The 17971-nt window shown below is 65.2% G+C and carries 21 protein-coding genes; 7 read left to right on the top strand and 14 right to left on the bottom strand.

The genetic code is table 11. The features are described from left to right. Positions 1-78: 78 nt before the first annotated feature. The 5 genes from AC5RUK_RS07075 to AC5RUK_RS07055 form a co-directional block, all read right to left on the bottom strand. Complete coding sequence (locus tag AC5RUK_RS07075; protein WP_494151737.1) at positions 79-549, bottom strand: hypothetical protein; 471 nt, start codon at positions 547-549, stop codon at positions 79-81. After that, the gene (gene fliS, locus AC5RUK_RS07070) at positions 536-982 is read right to left on the bottom strand and encodes a flagellar export chaperone FliS (protein WP_494151736.1); all 447 of its coding nucleotides are present in this window, start codon (positions 980-982) and stop codon (positions 536-538) included. The genes AC5RUK_RS07075 and fliS overlap by 14 nt, the downstream gene beginning before the upstream one ends. After that, a complete protein-coding gene (gene fliD, locus AC5RUK_RS07065) occupies positions 979-2328 on the bottom strand; it encodes a flagellar filament capping protein FliD (RefSeq protein WP_494151735.1) in 1350 nt (449 codons plus the stop codon). The genes fliS and fliD overlap by 4 nt, the downstream gene beginning before the upstream one ends. Before the next feature lie 121 nt (positions 2329-2449). Next, a complete protein-coding gene (locus tag AC5RUK_RS07060; RefSeq protein ID WP_493989330.1) occupies positions 2450-3310 on the bottom strand; it encodes a flagellin N-terminal helical domain-containing protein in 861 nt (286 codons plus the stop codon). Between the two features lie 148 nt (positions 3311-3458). Then, positions 3459-4271: a sigma-70 family RNA polymerase sigma factor gene (locus tag AC5RUK_RS07055; RefSeq protein ID WP_494107873.1), complete on the bottom strand. Its 813-nt coding sequence runs from the start codon at positions 4269-4271 to the stop codon at positions 3459-3461. A gap of 245 nt (positions 4272-4516) precedes the next feature. Between AC5RUK_RS07055 and AC5RUK_RS07050 the strand changes: the two genes are divergently transcribed. From AC5RUK_RS07050 to fliW, 4 genes are read left to right on the top strand one after another with little or no spacing between them, the layout of a single operon-like run. Further along, positions 4517-5002 (top strand): flagellar protein FlgN, encoded by a 486-nt coding sequence (locus AC5RUK_RS07050; protein ID WP_494151734.1) that lies wholly within the window; start codon positions 4517-4519, stop codon positions 5000-5002. Positions 5003-5012: 10 nt separating this feature from the next. Beyond that, on the top strand, positions 5013-6425 hold the full coding sequence (gene flgK / locus AC5RUK_RS07045; RefSeq protein WP_494107646.1) for a flagellar hook-associated protein FlgK: 1413 nt from the start codon (positions 5013-5015) through the stop codon (positions 6423-6425). A 29-nt stretch (positions 6426-6454) separates the two neighbouring features. Further along, positions 6455-7348, top strand: a complete 894-nt coding sequence (locus tag AC5RUK_RS07040; RefSeq protein WP_494107645.1) for a flagellin N-terminal helical domain-containing protein — start codon at positions 6455-6457, stop codon at positions 7346-7348. Beyond that, a complete protein-coding gene (gene fliW, locus AC5RUK_RS07035; RefSeq protein WP_494107644.1) occupies positions 7345-7728 on the top strand; it encodes a flagellar assembly protein FliW in 384 nt (127 codons plus the stop codon). The genes AC5RUK_RS07040 and fliW overlap by 4 nt, the downstream gene beginning before the upstream one ends. Before the next feature lie 182 nt (positions 7729-7910). On the opposite strand, the gene AC5RUK_RS07030 is transcribed toward fliW, so the two are convergent. Further along, positions 7911-8843, bottom strand: a complete 933-nt coding sequence (locus AC5RUK_RS07030) for a tRNA pseudouridine synthase A (RefSeq protein WP_494107643.1) — start codon at positions 8841-8843, stop codon at positions 7911-7913. Between the two features lie 174 nt (positions 8844-9017). Between AC5RUK_RS07030 and AC5RUK_RS07025 the strand changes: the two genes are divergently transcribed. Beyond that, positions 9018-9620, top strand: coding sequence for a DUF2243 domain-containing protein (locus tag AC5RUK_RS07025; RefSeq protein WP_494151733.1), 603 nt, complete (start codon positions 9018-9020; stop codon positions 9618-9620). Beyond that, a complete protein-coding gene (locus tag AC5RUK_RS07020; RefSeq protein ID WP_494151732.1) occupies positions 9617-10471 on the top strand; it encodes a cytochrome c oxidase assembly protein in 855 nt (284 codons plus the stop codon). The genes AC5RUK_RS07025 and AC5RUK_RS07020 overlap by 4 nt, the downstream gene beginning before the upstream one ends. Before the next feature lie 73 nt (positions 10472-10544). On the opposite strand, the gene rplQ is transcribed toward AC5RUK_RS07020, so the two are convergent. From rplQ to AC5RUK_RS06985, 7 genes are all read right to left on the bottom strand, one after another. Then, positions 10545-11108, bottom strand: coding sequence for a 50S ribosomal protein L17 (rplQ, locus tag AC5RUK_RS07015; protein ID WP_494107641.1), 564 nt, complete (start codon positions 11106-11108; stop codon positions 10545-10547). Positions 11109-11173: 65 nt separating this feature from the next. Continuing rightward, complete coding sequence (locus AC5RUK_RS07010; protein WP_493989339.1) at positions 11174-12178, bottom strand: DNA-directed RNA polymerase subunit alpha; 1005 nt, start codon at positions 12176-12178, stop codon at positions 11174-11176. Between the two features lie 158 nt (positions 12179-12336). Continuing rightward, positions 12337-12738, bottom strand: coding sequence for a 30S ribosomal protein S11 (gene rpsK, locus AC5RUK_RS07005; RefSeq protein WP_429594060.1), 402 nt, complete (start codon positions 12736-12738; stop codon positions 12337-12339). A 46-nt stretch (positions 12739-12784) separates the two neighbouring features. Further along, positions 12785-13159, bottom strand: coding sequence for a 30S ribosomal protein S13 (rpsM, locus tag AC5RUK_RS07000; RefSeq protein ID WP_493979201.1), 375 nt, complete (start codon positions 13157-13159; stop codon positions 12785-12787). A 157-nt stretch (positions 13160-13316) separates the two neighbouring features. Further along, a complete protein-coding gene (gene rpmJ / locus AC5RUK_RS06995; RefSeq protein ID WP_005267758.1) occupies positions 13317-13430 on the bottom strand; it encodes a 50S ribosomal protein L36 in 114 nt (37 codons plus the stop codon). Positions 13431-13507: 77 nt separating this feature from the next. After that, positions 13508-13729 (bottom strand): translation initiation factor IF-1, encoded by a 222-nt coding sequence (gene infA / locus AC5RUK_RS06990; RefSeq protein WP_005267757.1) that lies wholly within the window; start codon positions 13727-13729, stop codon positions 13508-13510. Between the two features lie 221 nt (positions 13730-13950). Continuing rightward, positions 13951-14997, bottom strand: coding sequence for a P1 family peptidase (locus AC5RUK_RS06985; RefSeq protein ID WP_494151731.1), 1047 nt, complete (start codon positions 14995-14997; stop codon positions 13951-13953). A gap of 423 nt (positions 14998-15420) precedes the next feature. On the opposite strand from AC5RUK_RS06985, the gene AC5RUK_RS06980 reads away from it, so the two are divergent. Further along, the gene (locus AC5RUK_RS06980) at positions 15421-17007 is read left to right on the top strand and encodes an HNH endonuclease (RefSeq protein ID WP_494151730.1); all 1587 of its coding nucleotides are present in this window, start codon (positions 15421-15423) and stop codon (positions 17005-17007) included. A 62-nt stretch (positions 17008-17069) separates the two neighbouring features. Here AC5RUK_RS06980 and AC5RUK_RS06975 read toward each other — a convergent pair whose 3' ends face one another. After that, positions 17070-17915 (bottom strand): metal-dependent hydrolase, encoded by an 846-nt coding sequence (locus AC5RUK_RS06975; protein WP_494151729.1) that lies wholly within the window; start codon positions 17913-17915, stop codon positions 17070-17072. Between the last annotated feature and the right edge of the window lie 56 nt (positions 17916-17971).

Here is a 17971-nt window from a genome sequence, read left to right as displayed (position 1 = left end):
CTGTTCTGTGAGCGATCCGTGCTCACTATCCAGTTATCGGCATGCAGACGGGGGGCGTTAGTTAAATCTTGAGATTGGTTAACCGTTTACGTCGAGGTAGACGGAACGACCCGAAGTGCCGGGGGTGGGGACGGCGTCCAAGAGCGCCGATTCCTGCCGGTTTTGCCGCATATCGGCGCGCAATTCACGAATGACTTCCTGCTGCGCGGCGGCCAGTTTGGTGGCCCGCTCCACCAGCTCGTCCGGAATCGGTCCCAGCCCCTGCGGGGCCTTCCACTGCGCGACGGCGGTGCGCGGGCTGCTCACTGCCGTTTCATGGGTCTTGTCTCCGGCATCGGCAACGTCGGCGAGCGCACTGCCCTGGCCTTCGCTCTCGGCAGTTTCGGTTAGTCCGCTGCCATGGCCCCCAGCCTCAGCTGCCTCGGTTAGTCCGCTGCCATGGCCCCCACCCTCAGCTGCCTCGGCGAGAGCCAGTTCGAGTTCGTCCAGGACGGCTGTCCAGCGATCCAGCGCGGAAACTTCGCCCTCCGGCATGTCAGGCGATGCCAAGTTCGCCGCCGAGGCCGACGCCACGGGAAGGCTGTGCCGGGAGCTGACCAGCGGCCTCGTGCCAGGCCTCGCGCAGCGGCTCCAGCAGTTCAATGCATTCGCGCGTGCGGGCCGCATCGCGGTGGATGTTCGCGTTCATCATCGCGGTCAGCGCGTAGGTGTAGAGCGCCTTCAGGCCCTCTCCCCCGTCCCACACGTCAGTCTTCAGCGAGGACATCAGCTCGGACACAATGGCCTGCGCATGAATCAAATTCTCGGACGCCACCGACCAGTGCTGGTTCTGCTGCGCGGCCTCCGCCCGGTTCAGGTCCAAGAGCAGCCGGTCATAAAGCATGGTCAGCAGCCGGGCCGGCGTGGCCGACATGATCGCGTCACGCTGGAACTGGTTCCGCTTGGCCTGGGCTCCGAAGCCCGGCCCGTATGTCAGTGTCATTTCTTCGTGCTCCCCCATGATGGCAGGGTGGCCAGCTGCGAGTTGAGCCAGTCCCCCTGCGACTGCAGGCTGTTCAGCGTTACTTCAAGTTGGGCCCAGGTACGTTCGAGTGTGGAGCGGCGCATCGCCAACCGGGTATCCCACTCGGCAACTTGGTCATTCATGCTGCGGACCAAGGATTCTTGCCCTTGGATGCGCTTGGTGATGGCACCGTCGTACTTGTCCGATGCATCCGTTGCAGCAGTGGCCACGCGACCGGCGATTGTCTGGACCACCTTCTCAGCCCACGCGGAGTCTTCCTTCATCGCCTTGCCGAACTTTTCGGCATCAAACTCAATTGAGCCGTCCTTGGTGACGCTGATGCCGATCTCCGACGGCGACCGCCCCTCGATTGGGCTGATCGCAGCGGTCATCATGCGCTGCTGAATATCTCGGACGCTGCTGTCCCCGGTGAAGATTCCACCCTTGGTCGTCGTTGACCCGGTGGACGTGGAGACGTTCACGGATGAGTTCTTGGAGATGAAGGCGAACAGATCCTTCAAGCCGTCAACCAGCGCCTTGGATTTGGCAGTGACGGCTTCGTCGTCGCGAGCTACCGTGATGGTTGACTTATCCCCGGAAACCGCGTCAGCCCCCAAGGTGACACTCACACCTGGCAGCAGGTCGGTAAAGGTGTTCGAGGACGAAGAGATTTCCTGCATCCCGCCCCAAATCGCCACCCGAGCATCTTGCGCGATTTGAACGTCCGTCGTGGAAAACGTCGCGTCCCCAGCGAGCGTCGCAATGAACCCGCCAGCCGCTCCGGTCTCCTTCGAAGCAATCTGGAGTCGGTACTGTGGGTTCGCCGGATCGGTTCCCACCGACACCTTGGTCGCGGTAATCCCGGCGCCGGATTCGTTCACGGCGGTGACGACCTGGTCCAAGGTCATCCCTTGGGTGTTAATTTCTTTTTTTACTTGACTGTCTTTGAGCGCGATGGTGAGCACGGTGGCGCTTTCCGGCCAGTCGCTAAGCAAGGAGGAGACAGATACCTGTGCTTTGGCCAGTTGGACGACTTCCAGGTCGATAGCGCCGGCGGAGGCTCCTTCGGCTGTGGCCACTGAAACCTTCTCAGAGCTGCTCGTGCCTGAGTGAACGTTAAGGGCGTTAGCCTTGCTCGTCTCGGTGGCCGTTTTTCCGAGATCGGCGATGCGTGTGTTGAGTGCTTGGAGCGCACTCACCAGCGTCTGGGTGCTGGAAACCTTGTTCTTCAGAAGTGATTGCGGACGCGCATCCAGCTGCATCAGCTGGTTGATCATGGTGGCGGTGTCCAAACCGCTGACCATGCCGCCAATCGAAAACGCCACGCCAGTTCCTCCTGAAAGAAGCCTGTTTACTAGAAGAAATGCTGACGCCCGGCAGCGAAGAGTGTGAGGTCCAATTCGTTCGCCTCGCTGCCGGGCCGCATTCAGCCGTTAGCTACCCGGTTTAGCCGAGGAGCTGCAGCACACCCTGGTTGATCTGGTTGGCCTGAGCCAGCATCGCGGTGCCGGCCTGGGACATGATCTGGTTCTTGGTGAACTTGGCCATTTCCGAGGCCATGTCGGTGTCGCGGATCCGAGACTCGGACGCGGACAGGTTTTCTGCAGAGATGTTGATGCTCTTGATCGCGGTTTCCATGCGGTTCTGGGAAGCACCCAGATCCGAACGCTGGGCCGAGACCGCCTTGATCGCGTCGTCGATCGAGCCGATCGTCGCCTGCGCATCGATGTGGTTGTCCACCTTGAAGTCGACTGCACCGGCGTCCTTGACGCCGGACAGACCCTTGACCGCGCCGGCCACGTCAGCCAGGTTGATGGTGATGGCGTTGTTCTCGTTGCCGTCAGCGCCGACCTGGAAGCTCAGCGTTGCGCCGGCGTTGCCGCCAGCACCCTTGAGCAGGTCGATGCCATTGAAGTTGGTGGACGCGGTGATGCGGCCAAGCTCTTCGCCCAGCTGATCAGCTTCCGTCTTGATGGCGGCGCGGGCTTCCGGGTTGTTCGAGTCGTTCGAACCCTGGACAGCCAAGTCACGCATGCGCTGCAAGATGGAGTGGACCTCGGTGAGTGCACCTTCAGCGGTCTGGATAACCGAGATGCCGTCCTGGGCGTTGCGGGCGGCAACGTTCAGGCCGTTGACCTGCGAGCGCAGGCCCTCGGAGATGGACAGGCCGGCTGCGTCATCGGCAGCGCGGTTGATGCGCAGGCCGGTGGACAGCTTCTCCAGGGACTTGGAAATGTCGTTCTGGGTGTTCGACAGGTTGCGGTACGAGTTCAGGGCCGCAACGTTGGTGTTAATGGCGAAAGCCATGATGAAACTCCTCCATGAGATGGTACAAATTCACCGGCCCGTCCATGGGCTGGCACTTGTAGCTATCGGAGGACTACGAGGATCCGTTAGGAGAAGTGCAAAGAATTTTTCGCGGTGCGGGCCGCCGTGGCCGGCTGCTGCGAACAGGTCAAGAAACCGCGGCCCTGGGCTGCGTGGCGGCGAAGCGTGTAATACCGCCGATGGTCTGGTCGGCCAGCGCAGTCAGGTACGCCTTTCGGCGGGAGGGAGCGATCCGAGACTCGGGCACATAGCCGGCACCGCCGTCGTCGGAATAGTGGGTGTGCAGACCATCCCGGAGGAGGCGGATAGCTTCGGAGCGCTGCTGGGAGACGGCCGAGTGGGTAGCGCCGAGCTCTTCGGCGATCTCCTTGACGGTGCGGTCCTCGAAGTAGATTTGCTCCACGATGTAGCGCATCTTCGCGGGAAGGTGGTGCACGGCGGCCTTCAGGAAGGCGAGCCGCTCCTCGGTGAGGAGCGAGCCTTCGGGCGACGCCGTCTCGGAGACCAGGAATTCGGCCGTGGTGTCATCCAGAGCGGAGACGGTGCGGGAGGCATCGTCCATGGCGGCTTCCGCGGTCTCGCGGTCAACCCCGAGGGCGGCAGCCAGTTCGTCAACGCTCGGGTAGCGGCCAAGTTCGGCAGTCAGGGTTTCGCGGACGGACAGCGTCTGCTTGATGCGCTTGCGCACGGAGCGGGGAGCCCAGTCGATGGCGCGCATCTCGTCGGCAAAGGCTCCGATGATGCGACGGCGGGCAAAGGCGCCGAAAGGAACGCCGAGATCCGGATTGAAGGCGTCGGCGGCGGTGATGAGGGCTACCGAGCCGGCAGAGGCGAGGTCGTCGCGGGAGAGATGGGTGGCTTTGGCGCACACTTCGGAGACCAGATATCCGACGAGCGGGAGGTTTTCAACCACCAGTGCATTACGGTCAGCACGATTCACTGACATGTCCCCCTCCGTGCCAAAAGATGCTGGACGAATCTCTCTTATGATTCGAGGGGTGCGGCCTCGAAAGAAACGATTCATCTCTTGGTGAAACCTATCATCATTCGCTCCTAACGCAAGGGGTTGTGCGGCCGATAGATAGATATGTAGCCATGCCGTTACTTTTTGTTCATCCAGTGGCGGCTTTTGACGCGGACCCGCGGGGGTTGTGTCCGCAGAATCAACCAGGGGAGGTGCCTGACATGGGAGCCCATGAACTGTCCGCCATGCTGTGGCACGAACGTGAACTTCTTGAATTACTGGTCTTCAAACTCGAGGAGGAGCAGCTGCTCCTGACCGCGGGCAAGTCCCGCTGGCTGCAGCACGCGACCCGCGAGGTGGAACAGGTGCTGGAGCGGCTGCGCGAAGCCAGCCTGGCCCGCACCGTGGAGGTGGCCGCATTGGCCCGGGAGTGGGGTACGCCGGAAGGCGCCACGCTGCGCGAGCTGACCGAACAGGCTCCGGTGGGGCCTTGGGGCGAGATCTTCAAGGGACATCTGCAGGCGCTGACTCAGTTGACCCTGCAGATCCGCGAACTGCGCGACGTGAACGAGAAGTTCCTGCGCGCGGCTGCCCGGTCCACCCAGGAAACGCTCGCTAATTTCAATCCCGATGCCGGGACCTACGACTCTCATGGGACGGCCGGGCTATCGGGCAACCGCTCCCAGCTGTTCGACACAACGATCTGAGGTTTTCGCAGTGAGTACCTTCAGCGGCCTGAACACCGCGTACACCGGTCTGGTGGCCGCCCGTCAAGGTTTGAATGTGGTGGGCCAGAACATCGCCAACGCCAATACCGAGGGCTACACCCGCCAGCGGGTCAGTACGTCGTCCATCGGGGCCCTCGACCGCACCGGACTGCTGACCGGCGGCGTGCAGATCGGCCAGGGCGTTTCGGTGGACGCGATTGCGCGGCTGGGCGACATGCACCTGGATACCCGCGTCCGGTTCTCGGCCGGTGTCGCTGGGTATTCTGCAGTGCGCGCCGATACGATGTCCGGCCTGGAAGCGTCCTTGCGCGAGCCGGGCCAATACGGCATCTCCACGCAGCTTCAGGAGTTCTGGGCCTCTTGGCAGGCCTTGTCCAACCGGCCGGATGACGCCGCTGCCGGCGGGGTGGTGCTGGAAGAGGCGAACATCCTGGCCAACATGATCAAGCGCGGTTACCAAGAGGTTCGAGAGCAGTTTTCCCGCCTGCGCTCCGATGTGGACACCATGACCGCGGAGGTCAACGGCACTGCGTCACAGGTAGCCAATCTGAACGAGAAGATTCGTTTTGCAGTCGCCAACGGCGGTTCCGCCAATGAGCTGATGGACCACCGCAACCTGCTGACCCAACGGCTGGCAACCCTCACCGGAGCCACCGTTCGCCACGGCAGCGACGGGCAGGTGGATGTCCTGATCGGCGGCAACGCACTTGTCACCGGTTCCAGCGCCCAGAGAATCGCCGTTACAGCGGACTCGGATACGGATATTTCCGGCAGCAAAGGCGTTCACCTCAAATGGGACAGCGATAGCCGCGAAAGCATGCCGGTTGTGCTCGGAGGTGGCAAGATCGCCGGGGCGCTTTCGATGCTGGGCGCCGGCACAGACGCCGGACCGCTGCGCCAAGCCGCTGGTCAGTACGACGCCTTCGCCAATACGCTCCGCGAGAGTGTCAACACGGTCTACGCGCAGACCGGCGGGACTCCCACGCCTACGTTCTTCGGTACAGATACGACACTTCCGCCATCACTCGGACTAACTGTTGAAGTCAAAGACGTTCGAGACTTCAAGGTGGGCGCTCCTGACAAGGGAGACCTTGACGGTTCGATCGCCGATCGGATGTCCCAGCTGGGAGTCGGCGCTGGCTCGCCTGACCGCGTTTGGGAGAACATCGTCACCACAATCGGCGTAGCCGCGAAGACGGAACTGCAGCAGTCCAACCTCGCGGACATTGCGTCCCAATCTGCCAAGACCTTGCAACTATCCAACGCGTCGGTGGACATGGACGAAGAGAACGTAAACCTGCTGACATACCAGCACGCCTACCAAGGTGCGGCTCGGGTTATGACGGCAATTGATGAAATGTTGGACACGTTGATCAACCGCACCGGATTGGTCGGAAGGTAGCCATGATTTCGCGAGTCACTAACCAAACGATGAGCAGCTTCGCCCAGCGCAACCTGCAGGACAACATGGCGCGTATCGCCAAGCTGCAGGAGCTGGCCGCTGGCGAGTCGCTGATTGCCCGCCCCTCGGACAATCCGACGGGCGCCGCCGATTCCATGCGGACTCGTGCGGATATCCGTGCCAACGCGCAATACAAGCACAACATCGACGACGCCAATGGCTGGCTCACCACAGCCGACTCTGCGTTGGGCACGGTCACCGATTTGCTGAACAAGGCCCGCGATCTGACGATTCAGGCTTCCAATGGTTCCATCTCGCAGACGGCACGCGAGGCCGTCGCCTTGGAGCTTGGAAGCATCAAGGAAAGCCTTTTGGCTGCGACTCGGACGCAATACCTGGGACGCAATGTGTTTGCGGGGAACTCCGACAAGCCGGACGTATATACCGACTCCCCCACCGGCCCAACCACCCAGTACGCTGTGACGGAACCGAGCGCCACCGGGGTGGAGCGCCGCATCGGACCTGGGGCACACCAGACGGTACGCGTCGATGCCAGCGCTTCGGCGGTCTTCGGCGACGATTCCACGGGCACGGGCCCGTCGGTTTTCGCCCTGCTGGACTCTATGATCTCGAAGCTCAAGGGAACAGGCAGCGTCAGCGAAGACTTGAACGCCATCGACGCCCGGCTGAACACCGTGATCAACGCACGCGCCGAGGTCGGCACCCGCCATGCCCAGATCCTGAAAGCCCAGGAGACGAACTTGGACGAAGCTGTTTCGCTTGAAGCCCGCCGGTCCGGGATCGAGGACCCGGACATCGGAAAGGTAGTCCTGGACCTGAAGATGCAGGAAGTGGCCTATCAGGCCGCGCTGCAGGTCACGGCGCGGGTACTGCAGCCGACGCTGATGGACTTCCTGCGATGAGCGCCGCACTGACCTTCGTCGCGCCTCCCCCTGGACTCGCTCCGCTGGTCGACTTCACGCTGGACGAGATCGCGGGAGCGGCCGGACTGTACTCCTTGCAGCCCGTGGCCGAACCGGGCAAGCGCCTCTTCGTCCTGGACGCCGCGACCTACCTGAACCAGTACACCCCGGTGATTTCCGACGACGATTGTGCGGCCTTAGACCTCAAGGTCTCCGAGGACGCCATGGTGTTGGTGGTGGCCAACCCTGGAGAAGCAGGCACCACCGTGAACCTGATGGCCCCGATCGTGGTCAACGTGCACACCGGCGTCAGCGCCCAGGTGATTCTGGAAGGCCAGGACTGGCCCCTTCGTGCCGAACTGACGCCGCTGGCCGCCTAGCTTCCCTCCAACCGCGTAACACCGCGGTGGGCTGAAGAAGTCAGACGTCTGAAACTATTGAGCTGACGGCAGCTACCGTGCAAGAGTTATGCCCACGGTCCAAGGGACCTGCTGGGGGATCCGGAATCACCGGTTAAATGGCTTCCGGCGGCTTATGGGGGAACCGCCGGAAGCAACCACCCTCAACCCTCGTCCGGGTCCGCGCGTTTGGCTCTGGTCTGCTCCGCCCGGCGCAGCAGTTCGCCGCCGTCGGGATAGAGCACCTCTTCCAGCACCAACGGATGCGGCGGAGCCAGCTTGCTCTTCGAATCCCGTACCTTCGCCAGCATCCGGTCGCGCAGCCACTCCGGCGCCTGCTCGCCGCCGCCAACCATCAACGATGCGCCGATCAGGGCACGCACCATGTTGTGGCAGAATGCATCGGCTTGCACCGTGGCCACCACCACGCCGTCGGCGCCGCGGGCGAAGTCGAACTTCTGCAGTTCCCGGATAGTGGTGGCGCCTTCCCTGGGTTTGCAGAAGGCCAGGAAGTCGCCGATGCCCAGGAGCTTGGCGGCGGCGCGGTTCAGGAGATCGACGTCGACGGCGTGCTTGTGCCACAGCGTGGTGTTGCGTGACAGAGGGTCCCAGAGCTCCGCCCGGTCCGCGATGCGGTAGCTGTAGCGGCGCCAGAGGGCGGAGAACCGGGCGTCGAATCCGTCGGGGGCGACGACGGCCCCCTTAACCTCGATTGCCCCCGCAAGGTCACGATAGGGTACCGGCGCGCCCACGCGGCCGCCGAGCACCTTGGCCAGCACCCCGCGCAATCGCCGGACCAACGCTTCGGCGGGATCGATCTCCCGGCCACGGGCCAGTCCGTGCCACTCCCCCGGTTCCAGGTCGAAATGCACCACCTGCCCCCGGGCGTGCACCCCGGCGTCGGTACGGCCGGCAACCGTCAGCCGGATCGGCCGGCGGAACATGACCGCCAGTGCTTCCTCGAGCGCGCCTTGAACGGTCAGCCTGCCGGGCTGCACCGCCCACCCGCTGAAGGGTCCGCCGTCGTACGCAAGATCCAGGCGGACACGCAAGAGCCCGCCGTCCCGGTCGGGGACGGGAGATGTAGTCGGGGGCATGGATTCCATGCTACCGGGGCCCGGTGAGGGTCCCGGTAGCCGTCGGCGCCCGCGGCTGGTTGTGCGCGGGTCACCGGCCAGGCGCCAGTGGACTGTCGACGCTCGCGGGCATTCGGTCTATGTTGCTGGGACAGCGCCCGAACCGCGGGCGGGGCCGCGAGGTTCGGAGGAGCGATGGCAGGTAGCCCTGGAACCGCAACATCGACGGATCACAACCGCCGGATCGCCCTACCCGGCATCATCCTCGGGGTGGGGCTGGGTGGCTTCGTGGACGGGATCCTGCTGCACCAGATCCTGCAGTGGCACCACATGCTCACCAGCGCGGACACCGCGAACATCGACGTCGGTTCGTATCCGGCAAACACCGTCCACGGCCTGGAGATGAATACGCTGTGGGACGGGCTGTTCCATACGGTGACCTGGCTGGCCGTGCTGATCGGGCTGGGGCTGTTGTACTCGCGGGTGACGTCCTCGCGCGGACGGGTGTGGGCATCCCGGACCCTCTGGGGCTGGATGTTGGTCGGCTGGGGACTCTTCAATCTCGTAGAGGGGATCATCGACCACCACATCCTTGCCATTCACCATGTCATCGGCGGCGAGTACCAGATGCTGGCCGACATTCTCTTCCTGGTCTTCGGGGCGTTGCTGGTGGTCGGCGGCTGGCTGCTGCAACGGTCCGGCCGGATGGTAGATCTGACGACGACGGACGGCCCCGGCAGGTCAACCGACCACGGCAGCCGCCGCCCGGGGAGGGACACGGGCAGGGACCCGGGATGATCGGCGCCCACTCCGCCCACAACCACCAGCCAGCCGCGTTCGACGGCGTGCTGCCGCTGGCCCTCGTTGCGGTGTTGGCCTGTGCCTACGCGGCCCTGGCGTGGCTGCGGAGCCGGGAGGCCCGCGGCTGGAGCCGCTGGCGGACCGTGTCCTTCCTCGCCGGCGCGCTGCTGGTGGCGCTGGGCCTCGCGCCGCAGCTGATGCCCCTGCCGCCGGGCGGGCTGCCGGCCCATATGGTCCAGCATCTGCTGATTGGCATGTATGCGCCGATCGGGCTGGTGCTTGGTGCCCCGGTGACCCTGCTGCTGAGGTCGGTGCCGCCCCGTCACGGCAAAGCGATCGGAAGGGTCCTGCGCTCACGGCCGCTCCATCTGGTGGCCAACCCGGCGACCGCGCTGATGCTCAACCTCGGCGGGCTGGCCGCCTTGTACGTCACGCCGCTGTACAGCCTCGCGGCGGACAACCCGGTGCTGCACCACGCCATCCACCTGCACTTCCTGGCCGCCGGCTGTCTCTTCGCCTGGGTGATCGCCGGGCCCGACCCGGCACCGGGCAGGCCCTCCGTGCCGGCGCGGCTGGTGGTGCTGGGCGTCGCCATCGCCGGCCACGCGGTCCTGTCCCAAATGCTCTACGCGGGGCTGTTCGTCCAGGTCCCGGCGCCCCCAAGTGAGCTGAGGCTCGCCGGCGAACTGATGTACTACGGCGGGGACATCGCCGAGCTGCTGCTGGCCTTCGCGCTGGTGTCGACGTGGCGGCCCCGCCGCAATTCCGGTCCCAGCCGTCATCGCGGGCCCGGCCGCGACGGGCACAAAGCGCGCTCCCCCAAGCCGGGCACCGCCGTCGTTATGTGAGCCTTCCCGGATACGCGAAAAGCCCGCCATCCCCCGAAGGGAACAGCGGGCTTCAAGCAGTGAAGGCGAAGAACTACTTCTTCTCTTCGGCAGCTTCCTCGGCGGACTCCGCCGACGGAGCAGACTCTGCGGACTCGGGCGATTCAGCGGAATCGCCGGACTGCGCGGACTCGGGCGATTCAGCGGACTCGGCCGAAGCGGTCTCTTCCTCGACCGGAGCCGGGGCGGCCTTGGCAGTTGCCTTCTCGGCCTCGTTCACGACGGCCTGCTTCGGGGACACCGGCTCCATCACCAGTTCGATGACGGCCATGGGGGCGTTGTCGCCCTTGCGGTTGCCGATCTTGGTGATACGGGTGTAGCCGCCGTCGCGGTTGGTCATCACCGGCGCGATGTCGGTGAACAGCTCGTGCACGATGCCCTTGTTGCTGATCACGGCCAGCACGCGGCGGCGCGAGGCCAGGTCGCCACGCTTGGCGAAGGTGATCAGGCGCTCGGCGAACGGGCGCAGGCGCTTGGCCTTGGTGACCGTGGTGGTGATCCGCTTGTGCTCGAAGAGCGCGGCGGACAGGTTGGCGAGCATCAGGCGCTCGTGGGCAGGACCGCCTCCGAGGCGCGGACCCTTAGCGGGGGTAGGCATTATGTTTTCTCCTCAATGGTGCCGCTGTGCGCTCCCGAGCGCCGTGGCGGCAGAATTCTTGCGTTTTAGAGTTCGTCCTCGAAGGTTTCGTCCTCGTCGATGGCTGCGGCGCGGGCAGCCAGATCGAACCCAGGGGGCGAATCCTTCAGCGACAGACCCAGTTCCACCAGCTTTGCCTTGACCTCGTCGATGGACTTGGCACCAAAGTTGCGGATGTCCATCAGGTCGGCCTCGGAGCGGGCAACGAGTTCACCCACGGAGTGGATGCCCTCACGCTTAAGGCAGTTGTAGGAACGGACAGTCAGTTCCAGGTCCTCGATCGGCAGGGCCATGTCGGCAGCCAGGGCGGCGTCCGTGGGGCTCGGGCCAATCTCGATGCCTTCGGCGGCGGTGTTCAACTCGCGGGCCAGGCCGAACAGTTCAACCAGGGTGGTTCCGGCAGAGGCGACGGCGTCGCGCGGTGCAATGGAGGCCTTGGTTTCGACGTCGACAATCAGGCGGTCGAAGTCGGTGCGCTGCTCAACACGGGTTGCCTCAACCTTGAAGGTCACCTTCAGCACCGGCGAGTAGATGGAGTCGACCGGGATGCGGCCGATCTCCTGGTCGCCGGACTTGTTCTGGGCTGCCGACACGTAGCCACGGCCGCGTTCGATGGTCAGTTCGAGCTCGAACTTGCCCTTCTCGTTCAGCGTGGCGATGTGCAGGTCCGGGTTGTGGAATTCCACGCCGGCCGGCGGCGCGATGTCCGCGGCAGTGACAACGCCGGGTCCCTGCTTGCGCAGGTAGGCAACCACGGGCTCGTCGTGCTCGGAGGAGACAGCCAGGTTCTTGATGTTCAGGATGATCTCGGTGACATCTTCCTTCACACCCGGCACGGTGGTGAACTCATGCAGCACGCCGTCGATGCGGATGCTGGTTACGGCAGCCCCCGGAATCGAGGACAGCAGCGTGCGGCGGAGGGAGTTTCCGAGGGTGTAGCCAAAACCCGGCTCCAGCGGTTCGATGACGAACCGGGAGCGGTTATCGGCCACTACTTCTTCAGTAAGGGTGGGGCGCTGTGCAATGAGCACTTAGATTTCCTTTCAGCGAGCATCCGCTATATGACGCAGCACGAATTGGTGGAAAAGGGCGGCTGGTCAGCCTCCAGCGTGGAACTTTCGGCCGCCGACAGGCTCTCCCGCAAAAGTGGGAGGAATCTGTGCGGCGGCCAAAAGTATCCTTGGGCTGCTTAGACGCGGCGGCGCTTCGGCGGACGGCAACCGTTGTGGGCGCTGGGGGTGACGTCCTGGATGGAGCCAACCTCGAGGCCAGCGGCCTGCAGCGAACGGATTGCGGTCTCGCGTCCCGACCCCGGGCCCTTCACGAAGACGTCGACCTTCTTCAGGCCGTGCTCCTGGGCGCGCTTGGCAGCCGATTCGGCAGCCATCTGCGCGGCGAACGGGGTGGACTTGCGGGAGCCCTTGAAGCCAACCTCGCCGGCCGAGGCCCACGAGATGACGGCACCGGACGGGTCCGTGATGGACACGATGGTGTTGTTGAAGGTGCTCTTGATGTGCGCCTGGCCCAGCGCGATGTTCTTCTTGTCCTTGCGACGCGGCTTGCGTACCGCTCCACGAGTCTTGGGGGGCATTGCTTCTCCTACAAAGTTGGTTGGTAGCTATCTGACCGGCTGGGAATCAGCGGGTCTTCTTCTTACCGGCGACGGTGCGCTTCGGGCCCTTGCGGGTGCGAGCGTTGGTCTTGGTGCGCTGTCCGCGGACGGGCAGGCCACGGCGGTGGCGAATGCCTTCGTAGCTGCCGATCTCAACCTTGCGGCGGATGTCGGCTGCAACTTCGCGGCGGAGGTCGCCTTCTACCTTGTAGTTGCCCTCGATGAAGTCACGCAGCTGCACGAGCTCAGCGTCGGTGAGGTCCTTGACGCGGGTTTCCGGGCTGATGCCGGTCTCCGCGATAACCTGCTCTGCACGGGTCTTACCCACGCCGTAGATGTAAGTCAGGGCGATAATTACCCGCTTTTCGCGGGGAATATCTACGCCAGCGAGACGAGCCATAGTGGCGGTTCTCCTTGTTGTATCCGGAGGTCTGAAGCAGCGCGTCCCCGTTGTTCGGGTCCCCGGCCTCCGTGCCGGGGGTGTGCAGGTTGCCCTGCTGCGCTGCCTATATTGAGTTACTACGCGTGGGCGTGCTGCCCCTGCTGAAGCAGGAGTCTTAGCCCTGGCGCTGCTTGTGGCGCGGGTTCTCGCAGATCACAATGACGTTGCCCTTGCGACGAATCACCTGGCACTTGTCACAAATCCGCTTGACGCTCGGCTGGACCTTCATGGTTTTCCTTTGCGTTGTTAGCTGATGCTGCCTTGTAACTACTTACGGTTTTCCGCAGTTGCCTGCGGCATAAGTCTTTACTTGTAGCGGTAGACGATACGGCCCCGTGAGAGGTCGTACGGGCTGAGTTCCACCACAACGCGGTCCTCGGGGAGGATCCTGATGTAGTGCTGACGCATCTTTCCCGAGATATGAGCCAGCACAACGTGCCCGTTGGTCAGCTCAACGCGGAACATCGCATTGGGCAGAGCCTCCTGCACAGTGCCTTCAATCTCAATGACACCGTCTTTCTTAGCCATATCCTCCGCTAACGTCAGTAACCATCGCCGAAGCGGTGGCTAGTTTTTGGGTTTTGCTTGCCGCTACACCCCCACTGAGCCGTACGTTCCGGCAGGCTTTCGCGGGCGCCATGCACCCGAAGATGGGCATGAAAGTAGAGACAACCAACAGACAACTGTACTCCGGAAGCCGGATAAAGTTAAATCCGGGTAACGCTTGGGGTCGCCGCGCGCGGCAGACCTCAGCCGGAGTGCGGATACTTCTCCAGTACGACGCCGGCCGCCTCCACCCGTTCGGCACTCACCACGGCGTCCCAAATGGCCGCGGTGACCGCTTCCGCGGCCAGAGTGTGCAGTTCCGCCCGGGGGTCGATGGGCCCGTCCTGCACCAGCTGCTGCGCCCCGGTAGCCAGGGCGAAGACCACGTCCCCGTCCATCAGGGTGTGCGACGGGCTCAACGCACGGGCCAGTCCGGCGTGCGCGGTCGAGGCCGTCCGCTTGGCCTGCGCCGGATCCAACACGGCGTTGGTTGCGACGACGCACAGGGTTGTGTTCAGCGGGGACGCCGGCCGTTGCTCGATTCCACCCGGTTCCGGTTCCCCGGCCCGCCGGCCCGGGCCGGCGGTTGCTGCCGGCACCGCGCCAAGGCCACCGGACCTCATGTCACGGCCCGCCGCGCTGCCGCCATGCCCTGGGAACGCCCCCGTAAACGGCGCGCCGGCGGCATTGGCCACCGCGAGCACGCCGACCACGATTCCGTCGTTGGCGCCGCCCATCCGCAGCGAGGCAGTCCCCACTCCCCCTTTGTACTGCTGGAAGCCCATGGCCGCGCCGGTGCCGGCGCCCACGTTGCCCCGCCGCACCTCGCCAAAGTCCTGCATCGCGCCGGCGGAGGCAGCGGCGTCATAGCCCATCTGTTCATCCGGGCGCGCGGCGATGTCCCCGCCTCGGCCCAGGTCGTAGATGGCCGCGGCCGGAACAATCGGCACCACCGCATTCTGCGTGCGGAAGCCAAGCCCCTGTTCCTCCAGCCAGCGCTGCGCACCGTGCGCGGCCACCAAACCGAAGGCGCTGCCGCCGGCGAGCACCACGGCATCTACTGTGGGCACCAGGGTGGTGGGATCCAGCGCATCGGTCTCGTGCGTGGCCGGCCCGCCCCCGCGGACGTCCACGGCACCTACGGTCCCCGCCGGCGGCAGCACCACGGTGACGCCGGTGAGCCAGCCGTCGCCGGTCTTCTGGACCTGCCCCACGCGGATGCCGGGCACGTCGGTAATGGAAGTAGCCATGGCCTCATCCTCGCCCCGAGGATGAGGATGAGCAAGAATTCGGCACATTGTTGATGCACGGTCAGCCCATCCCCTCCTGGGGCTGCTCGGCTCTTGGGGCTGCTCGGCGGCTCCCTGCAGCAGCTCGGCAAGGCGCTCGGCGGCTCCCCTGGCTCCCCAACTGCCGATCGACACGTCTCCCCTGGCTCTGCAACTTCCGATCACGTCTCCCTGGCGCCCCAACAGCAAATCGACGCGTCCCCCTGACTGCAGGTCGACCACGGGTTTCCGAAACTGTCATACCCGCCTTATAGCCTGTTCTTAGTAGTTCAGCAGCAACGTTGGCCGCCGGGGCGGGGTTCCCGACGGCGTCTGTGGACCTTGTTCCATGACCTCTCGTAGTCGTTGCCGTGCCGCGAGCACGCCGAAGATTGAGACGCCGACATGTTGGATCCGGCAGGGCCCGAATCACCAGAAGTAGCAAAGGCACCCGAAGCAGCCGAGGCAGCTCAGGGAGCGCGGCCGGCGCTTGCCGAAATCGGCGTGCCGGTCGGCACGCCCGCGATCAACGCCTTCGCCGGCGCCTTGGCCCGGGTCGACCTGCTCGGTCCCGAACAGGACCTGGTGGACCGGATCACCGCGCTGGAAAACGCCAAGGACGCGATCGCCGCCGCGCAGGCCAAGCTGCAGGTGGCCCTAGATGAGACCACACGTGCCCGGCGCGCCGCCGCCGGGCTCCCGAAAAACCGGCAGGGCCAGGGCATCGCGAAACAGATCGGGCTGGCGCGGCGGGAATCCCCGCACCGCGCCGCGCTCATGCTCGGCGTCGCGAAGATCCTGGTCACCGAAATGCCGCACACCCTCAACGCCCTGGCCACCGGTCACCTGAATGAGTGGCGCGCAACGACCCTGGTCCGCGAAACCGCGTGCCTGACCAAGGAAGACCGGGCCGCGGTGGACCAGGAACTGGCCGGCAACACGGCCCGCCTGCACGGAATGGGCAACCGCCAACTCGAAGCCGAAGCCAAACGGATCGCCTACCGCTTGGACCCCCTCGCCGTGGTGAACCGGGCCGCGAAAGCCGAAGCCGACCGACACGTCTCCTCCCGCCCCCAACCCGACACCATGGTCGCCGTCCGGACCCTGCTGCCCGTCGTCCAAGGCGTGGCCCTGATGGCCGCGCTGCATCGTGAAGCCGACCGGCTGCGCAACACCGGCGACACCAGGACCCGCGGCCAGGCCATGGCCGACACCATGTTCGAACGCGTCACCGGTGCCTCCACCGCCGACCCGGCCCGCACCGAAATCCAGCTCGTCATGACCGACCGCGCCCTGCTCCAAGGCGACAGCGAACCGGCCTGGCTCACTGGCTACGGCGTCATCCCGGCCCAATACGCCCGCGACCTCATCCGCCTCCCGCAGCACCCGCCTATGACAACCGGCAACGCCAGGTCTGACATCGGTGAGGCAGCGAGCGTGGCCGGCGAGAGGCCACCCGACCAATGCGCGCCGGCACGAATGCTTACCAGCCAGGAGCCGCCGGACGAAGTCCCCCGGCAGAACGCGCCGCCGGCAGGCACCGAACCCGGTTGGAAGACCGCGCGGAAGAACACCCGAGGCACCACAGAGCTAAAACCCGGCGGCGTGGCGGACGTCTGGATCCGCCGCCTCTACACCGCCCCCTGCACCGGACAACTACTCGGCATGGACTCGAAAGCCCGCCGGTTCCCGGCCGGGCTACGCCGGATGGTCATCGCCCGCGACCAGGTCTGCTCCGGCCCCTGGTGCGACGCCCCGATCCGGCACATCGACCACATCGTCGCCTGGTCCGACGGCGGGAAAACCACCATCACCAACGGACAGGGCCTGTGCGAACGCTGCAACCAGGACAAAGAAGCCGAAAGCTGGTCCAACCGAACCGTCGACGGACCCCTGCCCCAAGTCGAAACCACGACCCCCACCGGACACACTTACACCAACACCGCACCACCGCCGCCGGGCACCCCACGGCCCGGAACCAAAGCCGCGTAAGCGGCCGGCCCGTTGCCGGTCGGGAAGGCCCTCAGACTTCTCCCAAGTCCGGCGATGAGCAACTAACCGGCACCAAATGCCACCAGGCTCTGCTGCCCGACGTCGAGGCACGCCCCGAGGAGCAGGACCACCACATAGGCGCTGACCGGCACCAGCAACGCCCACTCGCGCGCCGACCCGGCATTTCCCAGCAGCGGCAAGGCGAAGTATCCGTTCCGACGCCAGATGGCGTTGAGCAGCGGGACCCGCCGCCACACCTTCGGGGGCTTGATCCGCAGGGGCCACAGCAGGTTCACTCCCCCGGTGGTCAGCATGTCGCCGAGCACATGCATGACGACGCCGATGCCCATGGCCAGCGGGAACCAGTTGTGCTGTTCCGGGGCGTACAGGGCGATGAAGGCCGCGACTGACAGGCCCACGGCCCACGGGATTTTCTGTAGCCCGTCGGGCAGGAACTTCAGGGCTTTGGCGGCAAAGGCCACCAGCAACACGCACAGCAGCCCCGCGCCCGGGTAGACCGTGCCGAACCGCTCGGTCTCGGCCGTCCAGAGCCCGGCCACCCACGCGATCCCGACGAACGCCGCCAAGCCGATCAGCGAGTGGGTGCCCCTGCGGTGCCCGCCGGCCACAGCTCCAATGCCCGCGCAGACCACGTTGGAGAGTGGCGGCAGCGAGCGGGCGACGGTGGCGTGGCGGTGGTCGGCATCCGGAACGAGCGCGGCACCGGCGGTCACCATGGCCCCGGTGATCAGGCCCAGCGGCCCGACGTCCAGCAGCCCCCAGCCGAGGGTGAGGCTCTGCCCGCCCCAGCCCAACGGCGTCGTCAGGGCATCCAGCGGCACGTGGACCTGGCTGGTGACTGCGATCCAGGCGGCGGCGCCGGAGAGGGCGTGGTGGGCTCCCATCATGGTGGGCAAGGTCCTTTCGGGGAGTGGGGTGTCCGTGCGCCGGCCTTCCGCTGGCC

It is taken from the genome of Arthrobacter sp. Y3223065, from assembly GCF_059090885.1.
Note: the sequence above shows the minus strand (reverse complement) of the source record. Positions and strands in the feature narration are given on the sequence as shown.